The sequence below is a fragment of the Brevundimonas sp. genome, from assembly GCF_023259385.1.
In the GTDB taxonomy this organism is placed as follows: domain Bacteria; phylum Pseudomonadota; class Alphaproteobacteria; order Caulobacterales; family Caulobacteraceae; genus Brevundimonas.
This window is the reverse complement of record NZ_JAHFPF010000133.1, coordinates 1-9541: the sequence shown is the minus strand read 5'-3', so window position 1 is coordinate 9541 and position 9541 is coordinate 1. Positions and strand designations below refer to the sequence as shown.

The 9541-nt window shown below is 70.7% G+C and carries 14 protein-coding genes and 1 tRNA gene; 2 read left to right on the top strand and 13 right to left on the bottom strand.

The genetic code is table 11. The annotated features are described in order from the left end of the window. Positions 1–198 precede the first annotated feature (198 nt). The gene (locus Q0C81_RS11230; protein ID WP_291837611.1) at positions 199–336 is read left to right on the top strand and encodes a hypothetical protein; all 138 of its coding nucleotides are present in this window, start codon (positions 199–201) and stop codon (positions 334–336) included. Between the two features lie 214 nt (positions 337–550). Next, positions 551–727 carry a hypothetical protein gene (locus tag Q0C81_RS11225; RefSeq protein ID WP_291837608.1) on the top strand — a complete coding sequence of 59 codons (177 nt, stop codon included), beginning with the start codon at positions 551–553 and terminating at the stop codon, positions 725–727. Between the two features lie 239 nt (positions 728–966). Here the strand turns inward: Q0C81_RS11225 and Q0C81_RS11220 are convergent, their stop codons facing one another. The 13 genes from Q0C81_RS11220 to Q0C81_RS11160 form a co-directional block, all read right to left on the bottom strand. Then, positions 967–1326 carry a hypothetical protein gene (locus Q0C81_RS11220; protein ID WP_291837606.1) on the bottom strand — a complete coding sequence of 120 codons (360 nt, stop codon included), beginning with the start codon at positions 1324–1326 and terminating at the stop codon, positions 967–969. Between the two features lie 147 nt (positions 1327–1473). Continuing rightward, a tRNA-Leu gene (locus Q0C81_RS11215) sits at positions 1474–1558 on the bottom strand. A 49-nt stretch (positions 1559–1607) separates the two neighbouring features. Then, positions 1608–2390 carry a hypothetical protein gene (locus tag Q0C81_RS11210; protein WP_291837603.1) on the bottom strand — a complete coding sequence of 261 codons (783 nt, stop codon included), beginning with the start codon at positions 2388–2390 and terminating at the stop codon, positions 1608–1610. A 5-nt stretch (positions 2391–2395) separates the two neighbouring features. Then, complete coding sequence (locus Q0C81_RS11205) at positions 2396–2929, bottom strand: CcdC protein domain-containing protein (RefSeq protein WP_291837599.1); 534 nt, start codon at positions 2927–2929, stop codon at positions 2396–2398. Between the two features lie 87 nt (positions 2930–3016). After that, complete coding sequence (locus tag Q0C81_RS11200) at positions 3017–3868, bottom strand: hypothetical protein (RefSeq protein ID WP_291837596.1); 852 nt, start codon at positions 3866–3868, stop codon at positions 3017–3019. Positions 3869–3933: 65 nt separating this feature from the next. Beyond that, positions 3934–4947: a fumarylacetoacetate hydrolase family protein gene (locus tag Q0C81_RS11195; protein ID WP_291837593.1), complete on the bottom strand. Its 1014-nt coding sequence runs from the start codon at positions 4945–4947 to the stop codon at positions 3934–3936. A gap of 58 nt (positions 4948–5005) precedes the next feature. Further along, a complete protein-coding gene (locus tag Q0C81_RS11190) occupies positions 5006–5746 on the bottom strand; it encodes a hypothetical protein (protein ID WP_291837590.1) in 741 nt (246 codons plus the stop codon). Positions 5747–5829: 83 nt separating this feature from the next. Beyond that, the gene (locus tag Q0C81_RS11185) at positions 5830–6096 is read right to left on the bottom strand and encodes a hypothetical protein (RefSeq protein ID WP_291837587.1); all 267 of its coding nucleotides are present in this window, start codon (positions 6094–6096) and stop codon (positions 5830–5832) included. Continuing rightward, a complete protein-coding gene (locus Q0C81_RS11180) occupies positions 6087–6557 on the bottom strand; it encodes an isoprenylcysteine carboxylmethyltransferase family protein (protein ID WP_291837584.1) in 471 nt (156 codons plus the stop codon). Before Q0C81_RS11180 ends, Q0C81_RS11185 begins: the two co-directional genes overlap by 10 nt. Continuing rightward, positions 6554–6919: a cupin domain-containing protein gene (locus Q0C81_RS11175; RefSeq protein WP_291837581.1), complete on the bottom strand. Its 366-nt coding sequence runs from the start codon at positions 6917–6919 to the stop codon at positions 6554–6556. The genes Q0C81_RS11180 and Q0C81_RS11175 overlap by 4 nt, the downstream gene beginning before the upstream one ends. Next, on the bottom strand, positions 6916–7980 hold the full coding sequence (locus Q0C81_RS11170; RefSeq protein WP_291837578.1) for an isoaspartyl peptidase/L-asparaginase family protein: 1065 nt from the start codon (positions 7978–7980) through the stop codon (positions 6916–6918). Before Q0C81_RS11170 ends, Q0C81_RS11175 begins: the two co-directional genes overlap by 4 nt. A 39-nt stretch (positions 7981–8019) precedes the next feature. Further along, the gene (locus tag Q0C81_RS11165) at positions 8020–8724 is read right to left on the bottom strand and encodes an ABC transporter ATP-binding protein (protein WP_291837575.1); all 705 of its coding nucleotides are present in this window, start codon (positions 8722–8724) and stop codon (positions 8020–8022) included. Beyond that, positions 8721–9541: iron ABC transporter permease (locus Q0C81_RS11160; protein WP_291837572.1), on the bottom strand; the 821-nt coding region annotated here is incomplete at its 5' end. The genes Q0C81_RS11160 and Q0C81_RS11165, both read right to left, overlap by 4 nt.

Sequence of the window (9541 nt, the reverse complement as noted above, 5' to 3'; positions counted from 1 at the left end):
CGACAGCCTCCGACTAAAGAAGGCCGGACAAGGCTCCCGAACCGCGTAAGCGCGCCATCCGCTTTCGCGGCGGCGGCATAAGGAAAGCGTAAGGACGGGCCATCGGGATTATGCGGCCCTTATGCGCGGCCCCGCTTTTCGAATGGCGCGCTGAGGCCTGCCGGGTGTCGATTTGGGGCCTCTGCAACGGAGGTCGAAATGACCCGCAATTCCCTGCTGATCCACAGTCTCAAACCGCGTCCGCAAGGGACGCCCGGCGTCTGGCGCATGACGCTGGATCTGGTGGGCCTGGCTTTCGGCGCCCGTCCATCGTCGGATCGGGAGCGCGGCCGATGATGAGCGGATATGCGGACGGCGCTCCGGCGTCGGTCCGGCCCCTGCGGCCACGCCGCTACAGGGTGCGGGCGTGCAAGGGCGGATGGTGCGTCGCCGTCAACGGCTGTCGCACCGGAGCGCTGGCCGACCGGGAGGCCGCGGCGGCGTTGGCCGGAAGCCTGCAGGCCGAGGCGGACCGGCTCACCGGCCGCCGGAAATGCGGGAGGGCGTCGGCATGATGGCCCGGGTTCCGGTCGATGTTCGACCCTCCGACGGCCTGTGGACCTTCGCCTCGCGCGACGGGCGGCTGCTCGGCATCTTCACCAGCCGTCAGGCCGCCTTGCGCGCCGCGCGCGACGAGGTCAGCGGCCATCCGGGCTATGTGCTCATCGCAGGTTCGCCGGGCGGCTGACGTCACGGCGCGGAGGGCGGAGCGACCAGTGGAATAGCCGCCTCCGTTATCGAAAATTATCCGCCGGGGGCGCGACGGACTGGCTGAAATCATCCGTTCAGATAGTGCGTTCGCCTAACGGCCCGGAGTTCCTCACCCCGGTCTGACCCGATGAACGTCGGAGCCCCCGTTGGTCCCCTTCCGACGGGGGCTTTTCCATGCAGAAAGGGCGACCCTTGCGGATCGCCCCCAGGAGCTCATCAGGCCGGCGGGTTCCAGTCGCCCGGCTCGAACGGCCCCATCTCGGTACAGACGTACATCGGCGTCTTCACCTCATAGCCGGACGGCAGGTTGGGTGAGCTGACGTAGATCATCGAGCCGGACTGGACGCAGGTGTCATAGCCGCCGCCGATATAGTTGGTGTGCTCGGCGTCGGAGTAGACCTCATAGGAATAGGCGATCGGGAAGCACTGGTTCGGGCCGAAGCAATAGACCCCGGGACCGGGATAGTACTGCTGGACCGAGGCCGCCGCGGCGGCCGTGGGGGCGGGGGCGGCGGCGCCGAGCGACGCGGCCATGACCAGACCGGCCGCCGTCGCGGCCAGGATGTTCTTCAGCATGAGACCCTCCTACAAAAATAAAGCCAAGCTTGGCGCGAGGCAGTAGGGGGCGCCGGATCGGCAACCCAAAGTCACAAGATCGTGCGCGCGATGAGTGTGTTGGGGCGCTGGGCTCGCGTCGGCATGAATCTCACGCCTTGAGTCGATTGGTGCGGGCGGTCGGGCTCGAACCGACACTCCTTTCGGAACCGGATTTTGAGTCCGGCGCGTCTACCAGTTTCACCACGCCCGCATGACGTTGCGCCTACAGGGGCGGTCGCACGAATGCAACTCGCCTCAGGTCACCGGCCGCCCGGCGGTTCGAACTGCATGGCGAAGACCAGCAACTGGCCACGAATATCCGTCCCGTTCGTCGGAGGATTCAGGCGCGCGTCACGGGCGCTTCGCAGCGCGCTGGCGCCGAAGTCTGCGTCCGGCGGCGTCTCGCTCTCGACCCGACAGTCCGTGAGCCCCCATTCCGGCGAGACGATGCAGGACAGACCGACCCGTCCCCGGCCCGCGGTCTGCGCGGCCGGACTCCTTGGGAAGGCCGGGATGGGCATTGCGCTCCAGGTGACGGGTTCGGAGACGCGCACCAGCAGGTCTCGCGCCTCATCCAGCGGTTTGGCGCAGGCGGTCAGGACGGCGTCCACCGCGGCGGCGGAGGCCGGGACGGTCAGGCGGTAGCGGTGCGAGCGATCGGTCGGACCTTCGGGATCCAGCCGGATGTCCAGATCGCCGCCGGCGCGAAGCTGGCGCGCCAGCCGGGCGGGCTCGGCGGCGCCCAGGACGGGCTGGCCGGGCTGGGCGATCCAGACCTGGTCCTCGGCCGCGATGGCCCCGGCCGACACCTGCACCTTGCGCGTCGCGCTGGTGGAGACCGGGATGCCGGTCACCAGCATGTCCAAGTCGCCCGCGCGGCAGCGCAGGGCCAGGACGTTGGCGCCGAAGTCGAGCGTGGCCAGGGTCAGCTGCTGTTCGGCGTTGGTGGTCAGGTCCCAGTCCTCGGCCGCCTGCTGGGCGAGGGCGGGAGAGGCGCCGAGCGCGCAGACGGCGGCGGCGAGAAGGGGGCTGGTCAGGCGCATGGGTGTCAGGCCTCGGTCTCGACATGGGCGTCGGCGCCGCCGTGGCGGATGTTGCGGGCGCGGATCCACATTTCGATGCGCTGGACTACGACGGTCCCCGCGGCGAAAAGCATGAAGGCTTCGAGGATCGCGAGCGGATTGACGTGCCAGTCGGCGGCATGGGCTTCGAGCCACGGGCGCAGCGTCTGGCGCGCGATCAGGATGGCGATGATGATGACCAGGCCGATGGGCGAGGCCTGGGCCTTCAGCGTGCCGTCCGGCTCCTTGTAGATCGTGGTCATCTTGCCGCGCTGCCAGCCGAAGGCGCAGCCCAGCGCCAGGCCGACGGCGAGGATCAGCAGGGACAGAGGCTCGACCGGCGCGTGACCGCGCCCGCTGACGGTCATGCCCCAGATGCCGAAGCCGATGGCGGCCACGACCAGCAGGGGCGCCACCCACATATATTCGATGCGCAGGGTCCGGGGTCTGCGATTGCGCAGCAGGACGAGCGGGATCACCACCGCGATGGCGATGAGCGGAATGAGTTGTTCTTGCGTCACGAAGACTTCCCCCGTTCGCGCTGATCGGCGAACGGGGGAAGCTTAGTCCGTCCTGAGCCCGCGTAAAGACGGGCTGGCGTTCGAGACCTAGTTGGGGGTCACGCGCTGCGGATTGTAGATCTCGTCACGGCCCGGCAGGCGGCTGGGCGGCGATTCCATGTAGTTGCCTTCGAGCTGTCCGTAGTTGGTGACGAAGCTGATCGTCCGACCGGCGATGGACTCGCCCTGAACGATCGGAGACACCCGACCCGAACGGTGGGCGCCGAGCACGGCGGCGCGCCCGAAGCCGCCGTTTTCCGGGAACTCGCTTTCGGCGCGGCAGCCGCGCAGCGATCCATCGGCCTGGACCGTGCACTGGATCCCGGCCAGACCGGCCTCGAAGCTTTCCGAACGGTTGGGGAGGCTGGGGCGCGGCGCGCGGTCCCAACGCAGGCCGACGAAGCTTTCACCGGACGGCGCGACATCGGCGGGGGTGGTCAGGCTGAGGCCGCAGGCCTCGAAGACGCGCCCGACGGCCTGGTTGGACGCCGGAATGTCGACCTCGTACCGGCGCACTCGGCTTCCATCCGCGATGGAGACATTGAGGCGACCGCCATGGCTCAGGTCGGTGGCGACGCTGCGCGGCCAGACCGCGAACGCCGATGTGCTGTTGAGCGCCGACACCCATTGCGAAGTCCGGTCGGCGGCGCCGTTGAGGCTCCAGCCCAGCGACCGGCGGCCGGAGCCCGCAGGCAGGCCCGAGACCACGACGCTCAGCCGGTCGTTGGCGCAGCGTACGGCGACGCCGAAATTCTGGAAGGTGACGGCGGCGATGCTCAGGTTCCGCGATTCATCGCGCCCGAAATCCCAATCCTCACCCGCGTCCTGGGCCAAAGCCGGTACGGCTGCGAGCGCCATGCAGGCCATACCGATCGTGCGCCAAAGCGACTTCCGGTTCATTAGTCTACTCCCCATTCCCTTGTTGTCGTGGCCAAGCTTAACACCGACAGAAAGGCGAAAAGGCGTCAGCCCGCAACCGGACCGACAGTTTGCTCGATGGCGCCGAAAATGGAGTGGTGCTTGTCGTCCAGCATCTCGATGCGGACGGTGTCGCCATGTTTGAGGAAGGCCGTTTCGGGCTTGCCGCGCAGGATGGTCTCGACCGTGCGGACCTCGGCGATGCAGGAGTAGCCGAGGCCGCCCTCGGACACCGGCTTGCCCGGGCCGCCGTCGGCGTCGCGGTTCGAAACGGTGCCCGAACCGATCACCGTGCCGGCGCACAGGGCGCGGGTCTTGGCCAGATGGGCGATCAGGGTTCCGAAGTCGAAGGTCATGTCCACCCCGGCGTCGGCCTTGCCGAAGTCCTCGCCGTTCAGCTGGACCGCCAGGGCGCCGTGCAGCTTGCCGTCGACCCAGCGATCGCCGAGGGCGTCGGGGGTGACGAAGACCGGCGACAGGGCGCTGGCGGGCTTGGACTGGACGAAGCCGAAGCCCTTGCCCAGCTCGGCCGGGATCAGGTTGCGCAGCGACACATCGTTGACCAGGCCGACCAGGCGGATGTGCGACAGGGCCTCTTCGCGGGTCACGCCCTGGGGCACGTCGCCGGTGACGACGACGATCTCGGCTTCGAGATCACATCCCCAGCTTTCGTCGGCCAGCGGGATGGCGTCGCGCGGGGCGAGGAAACCGTCCGAACCGCCCTGATACATCAGGGGATCGGTCCAGAAGCTGTCGGGCATTTCGGCGTTGCGGGCCTGACGCACCAGGGCGACGTGGTTCACATAGGCCGAGCCGTCCGCCCACTGGTAGGCGCGGGGCAGGGGCGAGGCGGCGTCGCGCTCGTGGAAGCGGCCGCGCGGCACGCCGCCGTGCTCCAGGCTTTCAGCCAGGGCCCTCAGGTCGGGCTCGACCCGGTCCCAGTTGTCCAGCGCCGCCTGCAGGGTCGGCGCGATCAGGAAGGCGTCGGTAAACCAGGCGAGGTCGCTGGAAACGAGAACGAGGCGGCCGTCACGACCGTGCTTGAGCGAGGCGAGTTTCATGTTTCCGGCTTAAGCGGTTTCCGGCGTTCGGGAAACCGCCTGTCGCGGGATCGTGTCGTCAGTCGTGGCTGAAACGCGGCCCGTCGACGCCGGACAGCTCGGCCAGCGCGGCCCGCAGCGCCCGGATGCGGGCCTTCTCGTGCCGCCAGTGTTCATTGAAGGCTGCGACGGCGAGGCGCAGGGCGTCGGTCTGTTCGCGCACCGTCATCTCCTTACGCGGTGCGGGGGCCGGATGATGATCGTGGTGGGGCTTGTCCGGCTTGGCGGGCGCCGGCGGGGCGACGTTGATGGTGATGTTGGCCGTCGCGGCGCTGGCGGTCGGGCCATGGCCGTGGTCGTCGGCAGGCTTGTCGTCATGACCATGGCCGTTATGGGCCTTGTCAGGGTCGGCCTTCGGAGCGTCGTGGCTGTCCTTGGGCTTCTCGGGCAGCGTGCCGTCGACGGCGAAGCGCAGGGCCTTCACGCAGGCGGACAGGCCGTCCTTGCCGCCGGCGAGCGCCAGGGTCTTGCCCAGACGGTTGTCGACCACGCCCAGCAGATGTTCGGCCCGGCCCTTGAGGGCGCTGTCGTCCGCCTTCATGGCGTCCTTGGCCGCGCCGTCGATGGCCTTCCAGATCGAGGCCGAGGCGTCGCCGGTCTTCGGCGCCGCGCGCGCGCCGAGGAACCAGCCCAGCAGGACGGCGGCGAGCAACAGCAGGATCAGGGCGCCCCACAGCACCGGGTCCGCGCCCAGATAGAGGGGGGCGTCGAGCGGAGCGTTGGCCGGATCGGCCGTGGCGAAGTCTGGGCCGTAGGACATGCAATACCCGCTGAGAGGACCGAACGGCATTCTGCGCCGACGGCAGCGCTTGGCAACGGGAAAAGGTTAACGGTTTTGTGGATTCAGCCCGGCGGGTGGATCAGGGCCTTGGCCTCGGCGCCTTCGCGGCCCCCGATCAGGCGCACCTCGACCTCGACGGCGATGGCGCCCTCGGGCTGGTGGGCCCACAGGTAGCGGCGCTCGATCTCGACCTCGCGGCCGGACGGTGCGACGCCCTCATAGGTGTCGCCCCAAGGCGTGACGGCCTTCATGTCGGGCCACGGCAGGGCGCAGGCGGCGTCCAGCTCCTCGATGGCCACCACGGACAGTTCGTCTTCGTTCACAGCCATCGGCGCACCTTCGAGCGATAGGCGTCCCAGGCGGCGCCGAATTTCTGCGAGAGGTAGCGTTCCTCGCGCAGGATCACGAAGCGGTGGATGACGACCAGGCAGGGCAGAAGTGCGGCGAGCGCCGCCGAGCTGTCCATGGCGACCGCGAAGCCCACATGGATGACGGCGAAGCCGATGTAGATCGGGTTGCGGCTAAAGCGATACAGGCCGTCGGTGATCAGGGCGGTCGAGGGCTTCCACGGCTCGGGCGCGGTGCCCCAGCGGCGGAATCGGCCGAGGGCGATCATTTCGATCAGCAGGCCGCCGACCACGAGGCCGAACGCCAGACCGCGGCGCAGGTTGGTGTCCAGCCCCAGCGAGGAGTCGTGGAACAGCTGGCCCAGACCCCAGCCCGCCAGAAGGAAGGCGAGATAGATCAGCGGCGGCGGGGCGAGGACGCCGGGGGTGTCGCGGGCGGTCATACGGTCTGTCCCGACGGAGCGGTGAAGTCGGAGACGGGGGCGTCGCCGGTGTTGATGACCTCGGACGGCTCGAAGATCATCACCTCGGCCTCCTCGTCGGCGGCGGTGCGGTGTTCGACACCGCGCGGCACGACGATGAACTGGCCGGGGTCGAGGGTGACGATCCGGTCGCGGAACTCGACCCGGAAGCGCCCCTTCCAGACCAGGAACATCTCCTCGGCGTCGGCGTGGCTGTGCCACGGAAAGACGCCCTGCACCTTCACCAGCCGAACGTCCTGACCATTCAGCTGGGCGGCGACGCGCGGCCGCCAGTGATCGGAGAAGGCGGCGAACTTCTCGGTCAGATCGATGGCGGCGGTCACGGCTGGAGGTCCTCATCGCCATAGATGGCGACCTGGGCCGGCGCGGAGCTGGAGACGGCGCCGCGATACATGCCGGAGGTGTTCATGGCGAAGGCGGGCGCTCCGTCGCGGCCCATGACGATCACGCCCCCGTCGCCGCCGATCGAGCCCACGTCCGCGATCTCGGTCTCGGCCGCCGCCTGCGCGGTCGCGCCGCCCCGCGTGCTGACGCAGATGTCCCGCGCCACGGTCGCGCGGATGAAATACTCGCCCGAGCCGGTCGCCGAGACCGCGCAGCCGTCGGCGTTGGAGGCGTAGGTGCCGGCGCCGATCACCGGCACGTCGCCGACGCGGCCCCAGCGTTTGGCGGTCATGCCGCCGGTGGAGGTGCCGGCGGCGAGACGGCCCTGCTGGTCAAGCGCGACCGCGCCGACGGTGCCGAATTTGCGCTCGTTCAGGGGCGGCTGCGGCAGGTCGTTGGCGGCCTGCGGCCCCGGCGCGCCGGCGGGACGGGGCGGGATCGGCAGGTTCTGGGCGCGCAGGGCGGTCTCCAGTCCCCGCCAGCGGCGCTCGGTGAAGAAGAAGCTCGGATCGACCTGCTCCAGTCCGACGGATGCCGCGAAGCTGTCGGCGCCCGGCCCGATCAGCATGACGTGGGGCGATTGCTCCATCACCGCGCGGGCGGCGCCGATGGGGTGGCGGGTGGTGGTCAGGCCGGCGACCGATCCGGCGTTCAGGGTCGCGCCGTCCATGACCGCGGCGTCCAGCTCGTTGCGGCCCTCGGCGGTAAAGACGGCGCCGCGTCCAGCGTTGAACAGCGGGTCGTCCTCCATCACCTGGATCGCCGCCTGGATGGCGTCCAGCGCCGAGCCGCCGTCGGCCAGGATCGTCTGTCCGGCCTCCAGCGCGCGGTGCAGGGCGGCGCGGTAGGCGGCGTCCTGCTCGGGCGTCAGGCTGGCGCGCTCGATGACCCCGGCGCCGCCGTGGATGGCGAAGGACCAGCGGGGCGTCTCCTGCGCCGCGGCGGGCGCGGCGATCAGGGCGAAGATGGCGGCGGCGAGGGCGAGGCGGAGACGGGTCATGACCGCAGGGTCGGCCACCCGGGCCGTCAACTCAAGGGCTCAGGAGACAGCATGGCCGCAGCAGGGGCAGGCGGTGGTCTCGACCCCGAACAGGGCGCGCAGGCGGTCGGGCGCGAGGGCGGCGGCCGGGCTCGCCGATTCGATCCAGTCCGGTCCCAGCGACAACACCCGGTCGGCGCGCACGGCGAAGGGCAGATGGTGGGTGGAGGCGATGACGGCGCGCCCCTCGCCCGCCAGCGCCCGGATCGCGGTCTCGACCTGCAGGCTGTGGGCGGGGTCGAGCAGAGCCAGGGGTTCATCCAGCAGGCAGACGGCGGCGTCCTGCACGAACAGGCGGGCGATCAGGACCAGCTGCTGCTGGCCGCTGGACAGGCGGTCGAAGGGGCGGTCCGCGAGATCGGCGACCTCGAGCCGGGTGAGCGCGGCGCGCGCGGCGTCCAGGTCGTCGGGGGCGAGGGCCGAGGACCAGCGCCGCCGTCCCGCCCGGCCCAGGGCGGCCACATGCAGGGCGGAGAAGCCGGCCGACACGGCGCCCGGCGGCGGCAGATAGGCGGCCGGTCCGGCCCCCACGGTACGGCCGTGCAGCGGGGGCAGCAGGCCCGCGACGGTCTTCAGCAGGGTGGTCTTGCCGGCGCCGTTGGGACCGATGAGGGCCACGACCTCGCCCGGCGCGACGGCCAGATCGAGCAGCGGCAGGCGGAAGCCGCGGCGGCCCGCGACCAGTTGTTCTAGGATCAGGCTCATGCCCGCCTCGCGCTGATCACGAACAGCAGCAGGAAGGCCGGGGCGCCGACGGCGGCGGACAGCAGGCCGACGGGCAGCTCCGCGGGGCCGAAGGCCGAGGCCAGGCGGTCGATGACAAGGGCGAACAGGGCGCCCATCGCCATGGCGGCGGGGATCAGCCGCCCGGCCTGTTCGCCGACGACCAGCCGCGCGGCGTGGGGCGCCAGCAGGCCGATCCAGCCGACCACGCCGGCCACGGCCACAGCCGCGGAGGTCATCAGGGCGGCGGCGCACAGGGCGATGATGCGCAGGGGCCGCGCGGGCAGGCCCAATGAGCGCGCCTGCTCGTCCCCCAGAGACAGCACGTCCAGCCGGAAACCCAGCCACAGCAGGATCACGGTCCCCAGCGCGGCGGGGACCAGGGCGAGGGCCGCCTCCGACAAGGTGGCGCGGGTGAAGGAGCCCAGCAGCCAGTAGGTGATGGCCGGAAGCTGGGAATAGGGCTCGGCCAGGGTGACCACGAGCCCCAGTCCGGCGGAGGCCAGCGCGCCGGCCACCACCCCGCACAGGATGAGGGCCAGCCGCCCGTCGCCGCTGCGGGTCAGCGCCGCGCAGCTGACCGCCAGCGCCCCGGCGGCGAGCCCGCCGATGAAGGCGGCGGTCTGGGTCATGAAGACCCCGGCGCCCAGCAGCAGGGCGACCGCCGCGCCGAAGCCCGCGCCGGAAGAGACGCCGAGCAGGTCGGGCGAGGCCAGGGGGTTGCGGAACAGGATCTGAAAGCCCGCCCCGGCGCCCGCCAGCGCCGCGCCGCAGGTCAGGGCCGCGAGCAGGCGGGGGC

Excerpts from the sequence above, each read along its gene's own strand:
- Q0C81_RS11195 (WP_291837593.1), bottom strand. The coding sequence starts at position 4,947 with ATGAAACTCGCCTCGCTCAAGCACGGTCGTGACGGCCGCCTCGTTCTC.
- Q0C81_RS11170 (WP_291837578.1), bottom strand. The coding sequence starts at position 7,980 with ATGACCCGTCTCCGCCTCGCCCTCGCCGCCGCCATCTTCGCCCTGATC.
- Q0C81_RS11185 (WP_291837587.1), bottom strand. The coding sequence starts at position 6,096 with ATGGCTGTGAACGAAGACGAACTGTCCGTGGTGGCCATCGAGGAGCTG.
- Q0C81_RS11200 (WP_291837596.1), bottom strand. The coding sequence starts at position 3,868 with ATGAACCGGAAGTCGCTTTGGCGCACGATCGGTATGGCCTGCATGGCG.
- Q0C81_RS11165 (WP_291837575.1), bottom strand. The coding sequence starts at position 8,724 with ATGAGCCTGATCCTAGAACAACTGGTCGCGGGCCGCCGCGGCTTCCGC.
- Q0C81_RS11230 (WP_291837611.1), top strand. The coding sequence starts at position 199 with ATGACCCGCAATTCCCTGCTGATCCACAGTCTCAAACCGCGTCCGCAA.
- Q0C81_RS11210 (WP_291837603.1), bottom strand. The coding sequence starts at position 2,390 with ATGCGCCTGACCAGCCCCCTTCTCGCCGCCGCCGTCTGCGCGCTCGGC.
- Q0C81_RS11180 (WP_291837584.1), bottom strand. The coding sequence starts at position 6,557 with ATGACCGCCCGCGACACCCCCGGCGTCCTCGCCCCGCCGCCGCTGATC.
- Q0C81_RS11220 (WP_291837606.1), bottom strand. The coding sequence starts at position 1,326 with ATGCTGAAGAACATCCTGGCCGCGACGGCGGCCGGTCTGGTCATGGCC.
- Q0C81_RS11190 (WP_291837590.1), bottom strand. The coding sequence starts at position 5,746 with ATGTCCTACGGCCCAGACTTCGCCACGGCCGATCCGGCCAACGCTCCG.
- Q0C81_RS11225 (WP_291837608.1), top strand. The coding sequence starts at position 551 with ATGATGGCCCGGGTTCCGGTCGATGTTCGACCCTCCGACGGCCTGTGG.